The sequence below is a fragment of the Streptomyces sp. NBC_01506 genome (assembly GCF_045040295.1).
Taxonomy (GTDB): Bacteria; Actinomycetota; Actinomycetes; order Streptomycetales; family Streptomycetaceae; genus Streptomyces.
In genome coordinates, this window is the sequence record NZ_CP109422.1 from 3,781,889 (window position 1) to 3,799,707 (window position 17,819).

The following is a 17,819-nucleotide window of genomic DNA, read 5'->3' on the forward strand; positions in this document are numbered from 1 at the left end:
CCCCGCCCAGCCACGGGCCCCGCACACCATCGTCGTGGGCGCGCCCTTGACCGTGGCTCCGCACTCGGCGGCCACGACCAGCGCCACCTGTCAGGGAGGCGCGGTCCCCTCCGGAGGAGGCGTGCGCACCACGAGCAACGGGGTGTTCCTGACCGCGACATGGCCTTCCGGAATCAGTTGGGTCGGCGACGTGTACAACGAGACCGGCGCCCCGCAGACCTTCACCCCCGTGGCGATCTGCACCCCCCAGCCTCACACGGTCCGGACCGGCACCTTTGTGAGCGTGCCCCCAGGGCAGACGGCTACCGTCCGCGCGGCCTGCGACCCGGGGCAGGTGGCCGCCGGCGGCGGACTCAACGCTGGCTCGCGCGGTACGGGTTCCGACGCCGGGCAGGCATACATCAGCCAGTCGTCCGACATCGGCCAGGAGTGGGTCGGCCGGGTCACCAACCACGGTCCCCGCGCCACGGTCCTACAGACCTACGCGCGATGCACCAACACGCCCCACACCGCCTACGCCAGCGCCCCGACCAGGCTGGCACAGGGCGCCACGGGCACCGCGCACGCCGAGTGCGGGGCCGGTGAGGTGCCGACCGGAGGCGGCGGGCTGGGCAACCCGGCGGTCGACTTCAACGAGTCGTTCCCGACAGCCACGGGGTGGACCGTGCGCGCCACCAACCACGGATCAGTCCCACTGGACCTGTTCGCCCGGGTGACCTGCACACGCCCCTGATCGGACCCCGGACGGTTCATTCGGCCGGGGCATGGCCCGAGCCGGACGGTGCCCTCACGGGCAAGGACGGTGACGGGACACATCCTCCGGAACCAGCCGGCGTGGGGGACCATCGGTAAGCGGGCCAAGGCGGTTGGGCGCGGGGCACGGGTCTGCCGACGACCCGGACGACCGCGACGCGCCACCCTGCCGGGCTCCACGTCGCGGCCGTCCCCGTCCGGTCCGCCCGGTGGTCGCGGCGGGACCTTCTACAGGCCGCCGATCTTGACGGGGAACTTCTGGATCGTGGCGACCACGTTCTTGTCGTCATCGATCAGGTCGACCGGGTTCTGCAACTGGTAGAGGTCGCCCCTCGGCGGGTACTGGGTGAGCTGGCCGATGATCTTGGCCGGGTCCTTGGTCGTGAGGACCAACGGCTCACCGCCGCCCGGCTGCTGAATGGTCATGGCGAAGTCCAGGACCATGATGGTCTCGAACTTCGGCGGGAATGACTGCGTCACCCGCAACAGGGTCTTCGGGTCGACGTCGACATCGTTCTGCTCGATCGTGATGCTCCCGCCGCCACCTTCGCCCTCCGCGCCGGGCAGCTCCGCGCTCATCCTGAAGCCGACTGTCCTCAGCCGCACGCTGTTGATCGGGTCGTCGGGGTTGACGTCGACACGCTGCTTGATACCACCCCTGAAATCCACGGTGACCAGTGAGGTCCGGATCTGGAGGGGGGTGTTGATCGCGAGCATGCTGCACGGGATCTCGGCTCCGATGGGAGGCAGGAGTGGCATGTGGGTTCCCTTGTTCGTAGCGGGTGTTGAGCCAGTGGAGTACGGCTCCGAAAACCCAACCGCCAAGGTGATCCAGAAGAAACGGCCCGTCTCAGGCCAGGATCCGGGCCAGTTCGCCCGGCTGGGAGAACATCGGCCAGTGGCCGGTGTCCATCTCGACCAGTCGCCAGTGCCTGCTCGTCAGCAGCGTGGCCACGTCGGCGCTCAACTCCGCGCCGGCGAGCAGGCATTGGATGTACGTCACCGGGAGTTCGCCGAGCGGCCGTGTCAGTACGGCGGCTTCCGTCAGCGTCGCACCCGGGTGCGGTGTCGAGCCGGTGACGATCCGTGCGATCTGTTCGTCGGTGAGCCCTTGGCCTTCGTAGTGGGCGGCGGGCACGAGCGGCCAGAATCCCCCGTTCTCGGCGATCGACGCCGTCACCGCCGCCCTCGTCCGGCCGTCCGGAAGGCCGGAGACGAACGACTCGCCATCGGCCGGGACGCTGGAGTCCACGAAGACCACGCGCGCAAGTCGCCCGCCGATCCGCTCGGCGGCCTGGCCGACCGGGATGCCCGCGTAGCTGTGACCCACCAGGACGACATCGCGCAGATCATGGCGGTCGACCTCGTCGACGATGTCCTGGACGTGGGTCCGCTGCCCTGCCGGTACATCCCGCTTGTCCGCGAGACCGGACAGCGTCAGCGGGTGGGCGCCATGGCCGGCCGCACGCAGATGCGGCACCACCTCGTCCCACGCCCATGCTCCGAGCCGCGCGCCCGCCACCAGTACGTAGTTCGCCATGCCCGCACGGTAGCGAAGCGGCCTGACAACGCGCCTCAGGGGTACCTCAGGGGTACTGGCCCGGGTCCTGCTCGACCGCCGGCTCCCACTTCGAGTCGCCGCCCAGCGGATATTCGTACGACGGCCGCCCCTGCGCACCGCTCGTACGGAACGGCTTCCCGTGGTCGTCCACCCGCAGCGTGCCCTCCCGGCCGCCGCTGGACCACTCCAACTCCAGGTACCAACTGACGTTGCGGGCGGAGGCCTTCGCGCTGATCTGGAAGACCTCCGGGTCGGACTCGCTCACGCTGTAGGGGAAGTCCCGCTGTCCGCCCTGCGGTACGACACCGGGGCGGCCCGCGTCCAGGTCCACGGCGAACGCCCTGGTCGTCACATCGCCGCCGCAGCCGACGCCCATGCCGAAGTCGTTCCAGGCGAGCGGCGCCCCGCTCGTCACCACCCGCACGTTCAGGTCCTTGAGCACGACGGTCTCGCTCCCGGTGCCCTGGAAAGCCAGTTCGATGAACTGGCTGCCGCTCGAGACCCCGCCCAGCGCACTCACCCAGCCGGGCGCGTCCTGCTCGGTGGGGGGCGGGGGAACCTCGGTCGGGGGACGGTCGATGAGATAGCGCTGGCTGCACGGGTTCTCGAAGGCGTACGGCTTGGTGCTCACCGTCACCGGCACTCCACCAGCCGTCCCCGTCCCCTTCTCGTCCCCCTTCCCGGCCTCGCCGCCCGCGGCCCCCTTTTCAGCCGAGGCCGCCTTGTCCGACGGACTGGCGTTGTCCGAGGGCGACTTGCCGGGGGAAGGCGATCCGGAGGGCGTGGCCGATGGCGGCGGCGTGGACTTCGACGTACCGCCGTCCGACACCTTGGACGCGGCGGCTGAACGGTCGGTCCCCGAATCGTCCAGGGGGCCGAAGACGAGCGCGGGTACGGCGACGGCCGCGACGACCGCCGCGGCGGCGAGAGTGATGTAGAGACGCTTACGGCGTCCCGTACGAGGGGTACGCGGCGCACCGCCACCGGGCGCTCCCGCCTCAACCTCAGCCAAATCAGCCGGCTCCGCGACCGGGACGTCAGGAACAGCCTCCGCAGCCTCCCCGGCTTCCCCGCTCTCCCCGGCCTCCACCGGGGCGACCGGCGGCTGCGCCGACCGGGACCGTCGCCGTGCCTCGTCCGCGAGAATCCAGCGCCGGTGCAGCTCCACGAACTCCTCGCCCGTCGCCCCGCACAGCCGCCCGAACCGCTCCGCCGCCGCGAAGTCGGCCGGCACGGCGTCGCCGTTGCAGTAGCGGTGCAGGGTGGACGTACTGACATGGAGCTTCGCGGCGAGCACTCCGTAACTGCGTCCCGAGCGTTCCTTCAGCTCGCTGAGCAGTTCCGCGAAAGCCTTGGCCTCGGTGGTCGCCACTCGCAGTTTCCCTCCACATCGGTACGCCACGGTCCGCGGCCGTTCCAGGAACGCGTCCCAGGGAAACGTTGTTCCCGCAGGTCACAGCCGTCTGAGCGTTCCAGCTTCCCTCATTGTCCCTTGCTGATTGCGGCCGGTTCCAGCCGCCCCGCAAGGTGAGTGCAGCACCCGCCGAACGAGGAGGAGCGATCCGGACTCGGAACCGCGACGACCTCGTTGATGCCGTGGCCGTCTGCGTACTCATCGCCTGCACAGCCGTGCTGCTCGTGCTCATCAACCGCCACTGAACGCACCACCACAACGGGAGACAGACCTCATGCGTAACCTTCGATTCCGCTCCGCCGCCGCCACCGCCACCACCGCCCTCGTGGCCGCACTCGCCCTCACGGCCTGCGGACAGTCGGACGCGGTCGGCTCCAGCCCGAAGCCGGACGCCAAGACCACCTCGACCTCCACCGCCACCTCCACGCCCGAGGACGAGTCGACGTCCAAGCCCCAGGACTCCGCCGACGAGAACGCGGACAACGCCAGCAGCAACAACAGCGCCGACAAGCCCAGCTCCAACAACAAAACCAACAACAAGAACAAGAACAAGAACAAGACCACCACCTGCACCGCCGACAACACCGAGATCACCGTCACCAAGGTCAGCCGGCCCATCAACCACCTGCTGGTGACCGCCACCAACACCGGCAGCGGCAACTGCTACGCCTACTACGCGCCCCTCCTCGGCTTCGACGACGCCCAGGCCGTCACGCAGATCAACGAGGACAGCCAGCCGCAGGCCGTGGTCACCCTGTCGCCCGGCCAGTCGGCCTACGCCTCGATCGCGCTGGGCGGCGGCGACGGCGCCCCGACCACCGCCGCGTACAAGCTCAGCGTCTCCTTCTCGGGCCGCGACAACCAGGGATCGGAGGGCAGGGCCATGAACCTCCCCCTCCCGCAGGGGACGAAGACCACCGACGACACGTCGGTCTCCTACTGGCAGGCCACGATGGCCGACGCCCTCACCTGGTAACCCTCACCCGGTGACCGACAGAGCGCGGGCGCCTCACAGCGCCCGCGCGACCTCTGTCGCCCAGTACGTGAGAATCATCTGCGCCCCGGCCCGCTTGATCCCGGTCAGGCTCTCCAGGATCGCCTTGTCCCGGTCGATCCAGCCCTTCTCGGCCGCCGCCTCGATCATCGAGTACTCCCCACTGATCTGGTACGCGGCGACGGGCACGGACACCTCGGCGGCCACCTTCGCCAGCACATCCAGATACGGCCCGGCCGGCTTCACCATCACCATGTCGGCGCCCTCCTCCAGATCCAGCGCCAACTCGCGCATGGACTCACGGGAGTTGGCCGGGTCCTGCTGGTACGTCTTGCGGTCGCCCGTCAGCGACGAGCCGACCGCCTCCCGGAACGGGCCGTAGAACGCGGACGAATACTTCACCGCGTACGCCAGGACGGCCACGTCCTCCTTGCCGATCGTGTCCAGCGCCTCGCGGGCCACCCCGACCTGGCCGTCCATCATCCCGCTGGTGCCCACCACATGGACGCCCGCGTCGGCCTGCACCTGGGCCATCTCCGCGTACCGCTCGAGCGTCGCGTCGTTGTCGACGCGTCCCTCGGAGTCGAGCACCCCGCAGTGGCCGTGATCGGTGTACTCGTCCAGACACAGGTCGGACATGATCACCAGATCGTCGCCGACCTCCTCGCGCACCGCCCGGATCGCCACCTGGAGGATTCCCTGCGGGTCGGTCCCGGCCGTCCCGAGCGCGTCCTTCTTCGCGTCCTCGGGCACACCGAACAGCATGATCCCGGAGACGCCCGCCCCCACCGCCTCCACGGCCGCCTTACGCAGCGTGTCCAGGCTGTGCTGGACGACCCCGGGCATGGCCGAGATGGCCAGCGGCTCGCGCACACCCTCCCGCACGAACGCGGGCAGGATCAGATCGGCCGGGTGGAGCCGCGTCTCGGCGACCATGCGCCGCATCGCGGGGCTCGTCCGCAGCCGACGGGGCCGGGCAGCGGGGAAGGAACCGTACACAGTCATGGTGAGTCGCCTCATGGTCCGAAAGAGCTGTCGTCCCCGTCCACGCTACGCCGCATGGACGGGAGCCCCCCACGGGCCCACGAAACCACGACCTACGTCGTACGCCGCCGCCTCGACCCCGGCCGCCGCTCGCTCGGCCGCGTCACCGTCTCGCCGGCCTCGCGCGCCGCCTCCCGGCGCTCCGCGCCGAACGCCGCCAGCGCCTCGGCCAGCTTGTGCACCGAAGGCTCCGGCGCCAGCACGTCCACCCGCAGCCCGTGCTCCTCCGCCGTCTTGGCGGTCGCCGGGCCGATACACGCGATGACGGTCACGTTGTGCGGCTTGCCCGCGATCCCGACCAGATTCCGCACGGTGGACGACGAGGTGAACATCACCGCGTCGAAGCCCCCGCCCTTGATGGCCTCCCGCGTCTCGGCGGGCGGCGGCGACGCGCGTACGGTCCGGTAGGCCGTGACGTCGTCCACCTCCCAGCCGAGTTCGATCAGCCCGGCGACCAGCGTCTCCGTGGCGATGTCGGCGCGCGGCAGGAACACCCGGTCGATCGGGTCGAAGACCGGGTCGTACGGCGGCCAGTCCTCGAGCAGCCCTGCGGCGGACTGCTCACCGCTGGGCACCAGGTCCGGCTTGACGCCGAAGTCGACCAGCGCGGCGGCGGTCTGCTCGCCGACCGCGGCGACCTTGATCCCCGCGAAGGCACGGGCGTCGAGCCCGTACTCCTCGAACTTCTCCCTGACGGCCTTCACCGCGTTGACCGACGTGAAGGCGATCCACTCGTAGCGCCCGGTGACGAGCCCCTTGACCGCGCGCTCCATCTGCTGGGGCGTACGCGGCGGTTCGACCGCGATGGTCGGGACCTCGTGCGGTACGGCACCGTACGACCGAAGCTGGTCGGAGAGCGAGGCGGCCTGCTCCTTCGTGCGCGGGACGAGCACCTTCCAGCCGAACAACTGCTTGGACTCGAACCACGCGAGCTGGTCGCGCTGCGCGGGCGCGCTGCGCTCCCCGACCACGGCTATGACCGGCTGATGCCCGGACGCCGAGGGCAGGACCTTCGCCTGCTTCAGCGTCAGCGCGATCGTGCCGAGCGTCGCGGACCAGGTGCGCTGACGCGTCGTCGTACCGGCGACGGTGACCGTCATCGGCGTGTCGGGCTTGCGCCCCGCCGCGACGAACTCACCGGCGGTCGCGGCGACCGTGTCGAGCGTCGCCGAGACGACCACCGTGCCGTCGCTCGCGCCGAGTTCGGTCCAGCAGCGCTCACCGGCCGTACGGCTGTCGACGAAGCGGACGTCGGTGCCCTGCGCGTCGCGCAGCGGCACACCCGCGTAGGCGGGCACCCCGACAGCGGCGGCGATACCGGGCACGACCTCGAAGGGAATGCCCGCGGCGGCGCACGCCAGCATCTCGGCGCCGGTGTCGCCGTCGAGACCGGGGTCCCCGGTCACCGCACGGACGACCCGCTTGCCGCCGCGCGCGGCCTCCATGACAAGATTGACGGCATCCCGGATCGCGGGGATACCGGCGGCTGTTGACGCATCGTCAACGATCGTCATCTCCGGCGTGCTCACACCCGCACGAGCATGGGCGCGTACGAGTTCGAGCACATCCGGCTCGGCGATCAGTACCTCCGCCCCGGCAAGCGCCTCGACGGCGCGGAGTGTCAGCAGACCCGGATCCCCGGGTCCGGCACCGAGGAAGGTGACGTGCCCTGATGCGTGGACGGCCGGATGGTCGGCGATGGGGCTCAAAGTGCTCGCTCCCCCATAAGACCGGCCGCACCCTTGGCAAGCATCTCGGACGCGAGTTCGCGACCGAGCGCGACGGCGTCGTCGTGCGACGTGGGTACGGGACCGGTGATGGACAACTGCACCAGCGTCGAGCCGTCGGTCGTGCCGACGACGCCACGCAGGCGCAGTTCGTTGACAAATCGCGTGTCCTGTCCGTCGCCCAGCAGGTCGGCCAGCGCACCCACAGGTGCGCTGCAACCGGCCTCCAGGGCGGCGAGCAGGGAACGTTCCGCGGTGACGGCGATCCGCGTGCGCGGATCGTCGAGGCCGGCGAGTGCGGTGGCGAGTTCCTGGTCGGAAGCCACGCATTCGACGGCGAGTGCCCCCTGGCCGGGGGCCGGCAGGACGGAGTCGACCGACAGGAAGTCGGTCACCTCACCGCTCCTGCCAAGTCGGTTGAGACCCGCGGCGGCCAGCACCACCGCGTCCAGCTCGCCGCTGTGGACGTAGCCGATACGGGTGTCGATGTTCCCGCGTATCGGCACGGTCTCTATGAGCAGATCGTGGCTGCGGGCGTACGCGTTGAGCTGTGCCGTACGCCGGGCGGAGCCCGTACCGATCCTGGCGCCGTGCGGCAGTTGGTCGAGGGTCAGCCCGTCGCGCGCGATCAGCACGTCCCTGGGGTCCTCACGGCGCGGTACGGCGGCCAGCGTGAGGCTGTCGGGCTGTGCCGTGGGCAGGTCCTTGAGCGAGTGGACGGCGAAGTCGACCTCGCCGCTCAGCAGCGCGTCGCGCAGCGCGGTGACGAAGACGCCGGTGCCGCCGATCTGGGACAGCCGCTCGCGGGAGGTGTCGCCGTACGTGGTGATCTCCACCAGCTCCACGGCCCGTCCGGTCAACTCGCTCACGGCGTCGGCCACCAGCCCGGACTGGGCCATGGCGAGCTTGCTGCGCCTGGTCCCGAGTCTCAGTGTCTTCTCGGTCATACTCGCCCTCGGTTCGTGACGTCGACCGCGTTCCGGTCGACGGGTGCGCTGCGGTCGCCGGGTACGACGTTCCGGTCACCGGCCTCGCCGCGGTCGCCGGACCGACTGTCCGCACGGCTGTCCGCACGGTCGTCCGCACGGTTGTCGGCCCGGCTGTCGGCCCGGCTGACGGCGGCGACCGTCTGCGGGTCGAGGTCGAAAAGCTCGCGCAGCGCGTCCGCGTAACCGGCGCCGCCCGGCTCACCCGCGAGCTGCTTCACCCGCACGGTCGGAGCGTGCAGAAGCTTGTCGACCACGCGGCGTACGGTCTGCGTGATCTCGGCGCGCTGCCGCTCGTCCAGGCCGGGGAGCCGGCCCTCCAGGCGCGTGATCTCGTTGGTGACGACATCGGCGGCCATGGCGCGCAGGGCGACGACGGTCGGCGTGATGTGCGCGGCGCGCTGGGCCGCGCCGAAGGCGGCGACCTCGTCGGCGACGATCCGCTTGACCTGTTCGACGTCGGCGGCCATCGGGGCGTCGGCGGACGCGTCGGCCAGGGCCTCGATGTCGATCAGCCGGGCACCGGCGAGGCGGTGGACGGCGGCATCGATGTCGCGGGGCATGGCGAGGTCGAGGAGCGCGAGTTCCCGGCCACCGGCCAGGGCCGCCTCGACAGCGTCGGCCGTCAGGACGAGACCCGTGGCGCCGGTGCACGAGACGACGACGTCGGCACGTGTCAACTCGGCCGCGACGGCGGCCATGTCGACAGCGCGGGCCTCAACTCCCGTACCGCCGGGCTCGTTCAGGATCTCCACCAGCCGGTCCGCGCGCGCGGCCGTGCGGTTGGCGACGACGATCTCGGCGACCCGGGCGCGCGCGAGTGTCGCGGCGGCGAGCGAGGACATCGAACCGGCGCCGATCACCAGCGCGCGGCGGCCCTTGGCCCAGATGTCGACGTCCGTGCCGGTGTCCGTGCCGGTGTCCGTGCTTGCGTCCGTGCCTGCGTCCGTGCCGGTGTCCGTGCCTGCGGCGAGCTGCTGAAGACCGAAGGTGACGAGCGACTGCCCGGCCCGGTCGATCCCGGTCTCGCTGTGGGCACGCTTGCCGACCCGCAACGCCTGCTGGAAAAGGTCGTTGAGGAGGCGGCCCGCGGTGTGCAGCTCCTGGGCGCGCGCGAGCGCGTCCTTGATCTGCCCGAGGATCTGGCCCTCGCCGACGACCATCGAGTCCAGTCCGCAGGCCACCGAGAAGAGATGGTGGACGGCACGGTCCTCGTAATGCACATAGAGATACGGGGTCAGCTCGTCCAGACCGACACCGCTGTGCCGGGCCAGGAGCGTGGACAGCTCGGCGACGCCCGCGTGGAACTTGTCCACGTCCGCGTACAGCTCGACCCGGTTGCAGGTGGTGAGGACGGCCGCCTCGGTCGCCGGTTCGGCGGCGAGCACGTTCTGAAGAAGCTTGATCCCGCTGTCCGGTGACAGCGAAGCCCGGTCCAGCACGCTCACGGGCGCGCTGCGGTGGCTCAGACCGATGACCAGAAGACTCATGCCGGCATCACGGCGGGGACTTCCCCGTCGGGTCCCTTCCGGCTCGCGGCGGTGGAGCGGATCGGCGGCGGCGTACCGGCCTCGGCGGCGGCTGCTTCCTCACCGGCCTTGCGCTGCTCGTGGAAGGCGAGGATCTGGAGCTCGATCGAGAGGTCGACCTTCCGTACGTCCACACCGTCCGGCACGGTCAGTACGGTCGGTGCGAAGTTGAGGATCGAGGTGACCCCGGCGGCGACCAGGCGCTCGCAGACCTGCTGGGCACCGCCCGCCGGGGTCGCGATGACCCCGATGGAGACGCCGTTGTCGCTGATGATGCGCTCCAGCTCGTCCGTGTGCTGGACGGGAATGCCGGCGACCGGCTTGCCTGCCATCTCGGGGTCGGCGTCGATCAGCGCGGCGACGCGGAAGCCGCGGGAGGCGAATCCGCCGTAATTGGCGAGCGCGGCGCCGAGATTACCGATACCGACGATGACGACGGGCCAGTCCTGGGTGAGCCCGAGTTCGCGGGAGATCTGGTAGACGAGGTATTCCACGTCGTACCCGACGCCGCGTGTTCCGTAGGAGCCGAGATACGAGAAGTCCTTGCGCAGCTTCGCGGAGTTGACCCCGGCGGCCACGGCCAGTTCCTCGGACGACACAGTGGGTACGGAGCGCTCGGAGAGTGCGGTGAGCGCCCGCAGATACAGCGGAAGCCGGGCGACCGTGGCCTCGGGGATTCCTCGGCTACGGGTCGCCGGTCGGTGAGTTCGGCCAGTTGCCACGGTGCTCCTGCGGGATGAGCGGGGCTGTAGGCGGCCGGATGTCCAAGGACCGCCCCGTCGTGTGCAGGGTATGTCTTTGTGAACGCGTGCACAAAGATTGTGTCCGCTTTGTCCAGGCGAAGTGACCGGGGTCACGCGACCCGAACGAGGGATCTTGGAACCCTCGACCGCACCGGCCCGTTGAACCCACTTTGGGGGCAAAACCGTACAACTCCTCATGACCACGCCCCCGAGACCGCTTCGCCGCGCCCGCCGGAGGCAGGTCGTCCCGGCTCTTCGTAAAAGGCTCGGCAAAGCGCCCACGATCGTAACCGTCTTTCTGTCAGGGCCCCAGTTCCTTGCGGAGACGATCGGCGTCAACCCGCCAGAAGGTGTGCTGTTCGCCGTCCACGAGCACGACCGGGATCTGCTCCCAGTAGGCGCGGTGCAACTCTTCGTCGGCCGTAATGTCCTTCTCCTCCCAGGACGCCCCGGTCTCGGCGCACACCGAGGCCACGACGGCGCGCGCGTCGTCGCAGAGATGACAGCCGGGTTTGGAGACGAGTGTCACCACGCGTTCGGCGGACTTCTTCTTCGTACGGCGCAGGAGAGGACTCATGGGGTCCATTCTCCGCCCTCTCCGCCGTACGGAAGCCGCCGTACGGAAGCCGCCCGATCCGTCGTACGGAGGCCGTCCCGGAGCCGGCCCGCCCACGCCCCGCCCGCCGCCTTCCCGGAGAGTTCACACCGACGGCACCCCGAGGCGTCCGGATGTACCGAACAGACTGGCTATGCTCACGCTATGGCCGCACTGGGATGGCTCACCCCCCGTAAGCGCTCCGCGACAGCACGGAGCGTGCTCGCGGGTGAGGCCGCAGCAGAGGCAGGACTCAAGTCGTCGCAGGAGATCGACGGCGTCGGCACGGCACCGACAGACACCGCCGAGCCCGAACCCGTCGTGCCCGACTTCCCCGTCTTCGGGGACGCGCGCGCCGCGGCGTTCTTCGACCTGGACAACACCGTCATGCAGGGCGCCGCGATCTTCCACTTCGGACGCGGGCTGTACAAACGCAAGTTCTTCCAGCGCCGCGAACTGGCCCGGTTCGCCTGGCAGCAGGCATGGTTCCGGCTCGCCGGCGTCGAGGACCCGCAGCACATGCAGGACGCGCGGGACAGTGCGCTGTCGATCGTCAAGGGCCACCGGGTCGCCGAGCTGATGTCCATCGGCGAGGAGATCTACGACGAGTACATGGCCGACCGCATCTGGCCCGGCACCCGCACCCTCGCCCAGGCGCACCTCGACGCCGGGCAGCAGGTCTGGCTGGTGACCGCCGCGCCCGTCGAGACGGCCACGATCATCGCCCGGCGCCTGGGACTGACCGGCGCGCTCGGCACGGTCGCCGAGTCGGTCGACGGCGTGTACACGGGCAAGCTCGTCGGCGAGCCCCTGCACGGCCCGGCGAAGGCCGAGGCGGTACGGGCGCTGGCGGCGGCCGAGGACTTCGACCTGGCCCGCTGCGCGGCGTACAGCGACTCGCACAACGACATCCCGATGCTGTCGCTGGTCGGACATCCGTACGCGATCAACCCGGACAGCAAACTCCGCAAGCACGCCAAGGACCGTGACTGGCGGCTGCGGGACTACCGGACGGGCCGCAAGGCGGCCAAGGTCGGCATCCCGGCCGCCGCCGGGGTCGGCGCGCTGGCGGGCGGCACGGCCGCCGCGGTGGCACTGCACCGCCGCCGCCGTTGAGCCGTTGACGCCGCGCTGACGCCCGAGCCACCGAGCCACCGGCTGCTGAGCCGCTGAGCCGCTGACGTACGCGCCGCGCCGCCGTGCCGCCTTGCCGCCGTGGCCGAATCGACCGGCTCCGATCACCTCGGCCAACACAGCGCGACATCAAACGATCAATAACCGTTCACAAAGTGCTACTTGATTCGCCGTATAGGCGTAACAGAAGCGACGTAATCGATGATTTGAGCAACTGGGTGTAGTGCTGCCTGTACGAAGCGTTATTCTCCTCAGACGCATACCGGACCCCACACGTCGCCACGACGAGTGAACGGTCCCGCACTGAACGTGATGGAAGCTCTGCCTCTGGGAGTCCCGTGTACCCACACGTCGGGGTTGACGCCTCGGGCCTGGCTACGCTGCGCGCATCGGTCATCGACCGCTTGCGCGGCTTCGTCCCCACCGCGTACGCCGTCCCCGCCCACGCCGCCGCGGCCCCTGCCGTGTCCGGCCCGATTGGTCCTTGCTATGCCCTGGCGAACGGCGGTGCGGCGGTCGGCAGACGGGGAAGCCGACACAGCAGCACCACCGCCGCCTCCACCCCCGTCCGCCGGCCCACGGCGGACAGCGACAGCGCCCGCATGATGGAGCTCGTCGAGCGCGCCCAGGCCGGCGAGGCCGAAGCGTTCGGCAGGCTGTACGACCAGTACAGCGACACCGTCTACCGCTACATCTACTACCGCGTGGGCGGCAAGGCGACGGCGGAGGACCTCACCAGTGAGACCTTCCTGCGCGCCCTGCGGCGTATCTCCACGTTCACCTGGCAGGGCCGCGACTTCGGCGCCTGGCTGGTCACGATCGCCCGGAATCTGGTCGCGGACCACTTCAAGTCGAGCCGTTTCCGGCTCGAAGTGACCACCGGCGAAATGCTCGACGCCAACGAGGTGGAGCGCAGCCCGGAGGACTCCGTCCTAGAGTCCCTTTCGAACGCCGCGCTGCTCGAAGCCGTACGCAAACTCAACCCCCAGCAGCAGGAGTGCGTGACGCTGCGCTTCCTGCAAGGGCTCTCGGTCGCCGAGACGGCCCGGGTGATGGGGAAGAACGAAGGAGCGATCAAAACCTTGCAGTACCGGGCCGTGCGCACGCTGGCGCGACTTCTCCCGGAGGACGCCCGCTGACGTGCGGGCCATGGACCCACCCATGGCCCGCCGGTGGCCCGCCCATGGACCCGGCCGCCGACGGCGGCCACCGGTGATGTCCACCGGTCCCGAACCCCGCTCAACTCACCGTCGGTGACGCCTCGATGACGCACTGGTCCGATCATCTTTCGCGCGTAACCCAAGTGCCGCGACGCTCGTTGTGCGGGATGCAGGCTCCCTGTGGATGCGCTCAAGGCGTGCAACCTTCCGAACCCCCAGGGGAGTCGATCGTCATGACGAGAGGAGGTGCCGCCAGTGATCGCGAATGTCTCGGCACACCGGCGGGCGAACGCCTTCGCCCAGGCCCTGGAAGACCGGACGCCCCAGGGCGCGGCGGTGGAACAGCCCGCCGCGTCGGCCGAACCGACTGAGCAGGGGCGGCTGTTGGCCCTGGCGAACGGTCTCGGCGAGCTACCGAGACCCACGCTGGACCCCGAGGTCAAAGTGGTGCAACGGGCACAGCTCGTAGCGGCCATGGAGACCATGCTGCTGGAGGGCACGGCGGGCGGAGCCGAGCCCACGGGCCCTACGGTGCCCGAGCAGCGGCGGACATCGGGGAGGGGAGCCCACCGGGCGTCCCCGCTCCGCAAGCTCCGTCCCAAATCCCGCTGGTCGAAAGGGCTCGCGGCCGGAGGACTCACCGTCGGGGTGGCCGCCAGTGCCTTCGGCGGAGTGGCCGCCGCCAGCTCCGACGCCCTGCCCGGTGATTCGCTGTACGGGCTGAAGCGCGGCATGGAGGACTTCAAGCTGGGCATGGCCGACGAGGACGCCGACCGAGGCAGTCTCTACCTCGACCACGCGTCGACCCGGCTGAGCGAAGCCCGCCGACTGCTGGAGCGTGGCCGCTCCGGCGCGCTGGACCATGAATCGCTCGGCGAGATCCGCCGGGCGCTCAACGGCATGAGGCACGACGCCACCGAGGGCCACCGGCTGCTGCACAAGGCGTACGAGAAGGACGGCAAGATCAAGTCGATCGCGACGCTCTCCTCGTTCTCCGAATCGCACCGCGCCATCTGGAACGGGCTGCGGGGCCAACTGCCACCGCAGCTCAGCGACGTGGGCAGCCAGGTCAACTCGGTGTTCGACGCCATAGACGAGGATGTCGCCCCGTTGCAGTCGCTGCTGCCGCGCGGTCCCGAGAAGGACCATCGCTCGCAGGCACCCGGCGGCCCCACGACGGGCACCGGCAACTCGGGCGGTACGGACAGCGGCCCGTCGCCGTCGAAGTCGGCCCCCGCCAAGGGCCGTACGGACAGCGGGGACAAGCCGAGCCCGTCCGGTCCCGGGGCCTCGCAGGACGCCGGGCTGCTGCCCGGCGCACCCGGCGACCTGCTCAACCCGCCGTCCGACAGCGACCGTCCGTCGGCGCCCGGCCAGGGCGGCCTGCCGCCGGCTCCGGACGTCACGCTTCCGCCGCTACTGCCGGGTCTGCTGCCGGGTCTCGGCATCGACACGGAGAACGCGGACTGAGGAAGGCGCGCTATGCGAGAGAGAGGCGAGGGCCACCGGCCCTCGCCTCTCTCGTCTTGTCTCGTCTTGTCTTGTCTCGTCTTGACGTCTTACACAGCGGTCAGAAGAACACCGAACGGCGCTGCACGAGCAGCTTGTAGAGCGTGTGCTGGATCTGCTCCCGCACCTGATCGGTCAGATTGAACATCAGCATCGGATCCTCGGCCGCCTCCGGCGGATACCCGTCCGTGGGGATCGGCTCGCCGAACTGGATCGTCCACTTCGTCGGCAGCGGCAGCGCGCCCAGCGGCCCGAGCCACGGAAACGTCGGCGTGATCGGGAAGTACGGGAATCCCAGCAGCCGCGCCAGCGTCTTGGAGTTGCCGATCATCGGGTAGATCTCCTCCGCCCCGACGATCGAGCACGGCACGATCGGCACACCGTGCCGCAGCGCCGTCGATACGAAGCCGCCCCGGCCGAAGCGCTGCAATTTGTAGCGCTCGCCGAAGGGCTTCCCGAGGCCCTTGAAGCCTTCCGGCATCACGCCGACGATCTCGCCGCGCTGGAGCAGCCGCTCCGCGTCCTCGGCGCAGGCGAGGGTGTGACCGGCCTTGCGCGCCAGCTCGTTGACGACCGGCAGCATGAACACCAGGTCGGCGGCGAGCAGCCGCAGATGGCGGCCTGCGGGGTGGTTGTCGTGGACGGCGACCTGCATCATCAGCCCGTCGAGCGGGAGGGTGCCGGAGTGGTTGGACACCACCAGGGCGCCGCCGTCCGCAGGGATGTTCTCGATGCCCTTCACCTCGACGCGGAAGTAGTTCGCGTAGAGGGGCCGGATCAACGACATCAGGACCTGGTCGGTGAGTTCCTTGTCGTACCCGAACTCGTCGACTTCGTAGTCACCGGTGACACGGCGCCGCAGGAAAGCGAAGCCCTCGGCGAGCCGCCGGTCCCAGGCGCTGCCGCCGGACTCCTCCTCGGCAGCTCCGGCAGGCCCGGCGGGCCCGGCAGACTCGGGCTGAACCGGGTCGGGCGTGTGCGGTTCGTCGGCCATGGTGTCCTCGACCCCGTCGGGCTGATCGGGAACGGACGCGAGCGGTTGCGGCTTGGGTCCCGACGCGGGCGACGACGAGGCCGGAGACGAGGACGAGGACGAGGCAGAGGCCGAGTTGCCCCGCCCCCGCGCGCGCTTCGCGGCGGCGCCCTTCGCCGCGGCACCCTTCGCCGCACGCCGTGACCGGGGGTCTTCGCCGAAGGGGATGACCTTGGCATCGGCCATGTCAGATGCGCTCCTTGCTGACGAGGGTGGCGAACTGGTCGACCGCGTCGGCGACAGCCTCCGGCGGCAACAGCCCGGCACCCCTGCTCCGTGCGAAGTCCGTGAATGCCTCCGCCGTCGTGTACGTGGGTACGAATCCCAGTGTCTCGCGCATCTGATCGGTACTGACGACCCTGCCATGGGTCAGCAGCCGGATCTGCTCCGGCGAGAAGTCGGTCACCCCGAGCGTGCGCAGCGCGGACCCGACCCAGGTCACGGCCGGCAGCAGCACCGGCACGGTCGGCCTGCCGAGCCGCCGGGAGCACTGCGAGAGCAACAGCACGCCCTCACCGGCGATGTTGAAGGTCCCGCTGTTGAGCGTGGACCGCCGGGGTTCGTGCAGGGCGATCCGCAGGACGTCGATCACGTCGTCCTCGTGGACGAACTGGAGCCGGGGGTCGTAACCGAAGACCGTCGGCAGCACGGGCAGCGACAGATACTCGGCGAGCGGTGAATCCGCCGCGGGCCCGAGGATGTTCGCGAAGCGCAGTACGCACACGGCGACGTCCGGCCGACGGCGCGCGAACCCGCGTACGTACCCCTCGACCTCCACCGCGTCCTTCGCGAAGCCGCCGCTGGGCAGCGACTTGGGCGGGGTGTTCTCGGTGAAGACGGCGGGGTCGCGCGACGCGGAGCCGTACACGCTCGTACTGGACTTGATGACCAGGCGCTCGACGGTGGGCGACTTCTGGCAGGCGCCGAGGAGCTGCATGGTGCCGATGACGTTCGTCTCCTTGACGGCCGTCCGGCCGCCGGCGCCGAGCGGGGTCCCCGTCACGTCCATGTGCACGACGGTGTCGACGGCGTGCTCGGCCAGGACGCGCGCTATGGCGGGCTGGCGGATGTCCGCCCGGACGAAATCGGCACCGCCGAGACTGTGCTCGGGGGTCACGGCGTCCACGCCGATGACCCGGTCCACCTCGGAATCGCGCAGGATTCGCCGTACGAGACGGCTGCCGAGCTGGCGGGCCACTCCGGTCACGAGCACGACCTTGCCCAAGATCAGCGCCTTCCCCTGAATTTGATGTCTGGCCCAAGCACATTGCTTGCCTCAGCCGTCACCGTAGCGGTTCGCCGTAGTCAAGTGACGACCTCGCGAGGCTCTTCTCCGCACCTTCGCGAATCTTTGACCCGAACCGACCTCAGTGCGGCGGAACGCACCGCGGCCCTCCCACCTGCATGGTGGAAGGGCCGTGATGTCACGTTCAGCCAGTCGTCTACTTCTTGTTACGACGCTGAACGCGGGTGCGCTTGAGCAGCTTGCGGTGCTTCTTCTTGGCCATCCGCTTACGCCGCTTCTTGATAACAGAGCCCACGACTACCCTCGCTCACTTCTCTTCACTCGGTGCGGGGCGTCTGGGCCCACACGACCTACGTTGGCCCAGCCTACCCGTCGCCGAGTGAGGGACGTA

General features: G+C 70.0%; 16 protein-coding genes and 1 pseudogene. 5 read left to right on the plus strand and 12 right to left on the minus strand.

Annotated features, from left to right (window positions below; genetic code table 11):
* Window positions 1-121: 121 nt before the first annotated feature.
* A complete protein-coding gene (locus tag OG329_RS16475; protein WP_405795924.1) occupies window positions 122-733 on the plus strand; it encodes a hypothetical protein in 612 nt (203 codons plus the stop codon).
* A gap of 248 nt (window positions 734-981) precedes the next feature.
* Here OG329_RS16475 and OG329_RS16480 read toward each other — a convergent pair whose 3' ends face one another.
* The 3 genes from OG329_RS16480 to OG329_RS16490 form a co-directional block, all read right to left on the minus strand.
* The gene (locus OG329_RS16480) at window positions 982-1,512 is read right to left on the minus strand and encodes a hypothetical protein (protein ID WP_405795926.1); all 531 of its coding nucleotides are present in this window, start codon (window positions 1,510-1,512) and stop codon (window positions 982-984) included.
* A 91-nt stretch (window positions 1,513-1,603) separates the two neighbouring features.
* Window positions 1,604-2,293, minus strand: a complete 690-nt coding sequence (locus tag OG329_RS16485; protein WP_405795927.1) for an alpha/beta fold hydrolase — start codon at window positions 2,291-2,293, stop codon at window positions 1,604-1,606.
* A 46-nt stretch (window positions 2,294-2,339) separates the two neighbouring features.
* Window positions 2,340-3,686 carry a helix-turn-helix domain-containing protein gene (locus OG329_RS16490; protein WP_405795929.1) on the minus strand — a complete coding sequence of 449 codons (1,347 nt, stop codon included), beginning with the start codon at window positions 3,684-3,686 and terminating at the stop codon, window positions 2,340-2,342.
* Window positions 3,687-4,002: 316 nt separating this feature from the next.
* Here OG329_RS16490 and OG329_RS16495 point away from each other — a divergent pair, with 316 nt between their 5' ends.
* Window positions 4,003-4,704, plus strand: coding sequence for a DUF4232 domain-containing protein (locus tag OG329_RS16495; protein ID WP_405795931.1), 702 nt, complete (start codon window positions 4,003-4,005; stop codon window positions 4,702-4,704).
* Between the two features lie 33 nt (window positions 4,705-4,737).
* On the opposite strand, the gene hemB is transcribed toward OG329_RS16495, so the two are convergent.
* From hemB to OG329_RS16525, 6 genes and pseudogenes are all read right to left on the minus strand, one after another.
* Window positions 4,738-5,727, minus strand: a complete 990-nt coding sequence (gene hemB / locus OG329_RS16500) for a porphobilinogen synthase (protein ID WP_405795933.1) — start codon at window positions 5,725-5,727, stop codon at window positions 4,738-4,740.
* 92 nt (window positions 5,728-5,819) lie between these two features.
* Complete coding sequence (locus OG329_RS16505; protein WP_405795935.1) at window positions 5,820-7,475, minus strand: uroporphyrinogen-III synthase; 1,656 nt, start codon at window positions 7,473-7,475, stop codon at window positions 5,820-5,822.
* Complete coding sequence (hemC, locus tag OG329_RS16510) at window positions 7,472-8,440, minus strand: hydroxymethylbilane synthase (RefSeq protein WP_405795937.1); 969 nt, start codon at window positions 8,438-8,440, stop codon at window positions 7,472-7,474. Before hemC ends, OG329_RS16505 begins: the two co-directional genes overlap by 4 nt.
* Window positions 8,441-8,577: 137 nt before the next feature.
* A pseudogene (locus OG329_RS16515) lies at window positions 8,578-9,969 on the minus strand (glutamyl-tRNA reductase); the annotation flags it as partial.
* Window positions 9,966-10,730: a redox-sensing transcriptional repressor Rex gene (locus OG329_RS16520; RefSeq protein ID WP_189107792.1), complete on the minus strand. Its 765-nt coding sequence runs from the start codon at window positions 10,728-10,730 to the stop codon at window positions 9,966-9,968. The pseudogene OG329_RS16515 and the gene OG329_RS16520, both read right to left, overlap by 4 nt.
* A gap of 322 nt (window positions 10,731-11,052) precedes the next feature.
* Complete coding sequence (locus tag OG329_RS16525) at window positions 11,053-11,328, minus strand: glutaredoxin family protein (RefSeq protein WP_405795939.1); 276 nt, start codon at window positions 11,326-11,328, stop codon at window positions 11,053-11,055.
* A gap of 183 nt (window positions 11,329-11,511) precedes the next feature.
* On the opposite strand from OG329_RS16525, the gene OG329_RS16530 reads away from it, so the two are divergent.
* The 3 genes from OG329_RS16530 to OG329_RS16540 all read left to right on the plus strand — a co-directional run bounded on the left by OG329_RS16530 (window position 11,512) and on the right by OG329_RS16540 (window position 15,110).
* Window positions 11,512-12,462 carry an HAD family hydrolase gene (locus OG329_RS16530; protein WP_405795941.1) on the plus strand — a complete coding sequence of 317 codons (951 nt, stop codon included), beginning with the start codon at window positions 11,512-11,514 and terminating at the stop codon, window positions 12,460-12,462.
* Between the two features lie 356 nt (window positions 12,463-12,818).
* A complete protein-coding gene (locus OG329_RS16535; protein WP_242570655.1) occupies window positions 12,819-13,619 on the plus strand; it encodes an ECF subfamily RNA polymerase sigma factor, BldN family in 801 nt (266 codons plus the stop codon).
* A 276-nt stretch (window positions 13,620-13,895) separates the two neighbouring features.
* Window positions 13,896-15,110, plus strand: a complete 1,215-nt coding sequence (locus OG329_RS16540) for a DUF5667 domain-containing protein (RefSeq protein ID WP_405795943.1) — start codon at window positions 13,896-13,898, stop codon at window positions 15,108-15,110.
* 100 nt (window positions 15,111-15,210) lie between these two features.
* Here OG329_RS16540 and OG329_RS16545 read toward each other — a convergent pair whose 3' ends face one another.
* The 3 genes from OG329_RS16545 to OG329_RS16555 all read right to left on the minus strand — a co-directional run bounded on the left by OG329_RS16545 (window position 15,211) and on the right by OG329_RS16555 (window position 17,723).
* The gene (locus OG329_RS16545) at window positions 15,211-16,368 is read right to left on the minus strand and encodes a lysophospholipid acyltransferase family protein (protein ID WP_405795945.1); all 1,158 of its coding nucleotides are present in this window, start codon (window positions 16,366-16,368) and stop codon (window positions 15,211-15,213) included.
* Window position 16,369: 1 nt separating this feature from the next.
* Window positions 16,370-17,407 (minus strand): NAD-dependent epimerase/dehydratase family protein, encoded by a 1,038-nt coding sequence (locus OG329_RS16550; RefSeq protein WP_405795946.1) that lies wholly within the window; start codon window positions 17,405-17,407, stop codon window positions 16,370-16,372.
* Window positions 17,408-17,624: 217 nt separating this feature from the next.
* A complete protein-coding gene (locus OG329_RS16555; RefSeq protein ID WP_003948845.1) occupies window positions 17,625-17,723 on the minus strand; it encodes a 30S ribosomal protein bS22 in 99 nt (32 codons plus the stop codon).
* Between the last annotated feature and the right edge of the window lie 96 nt (window positions 17,724-17,819).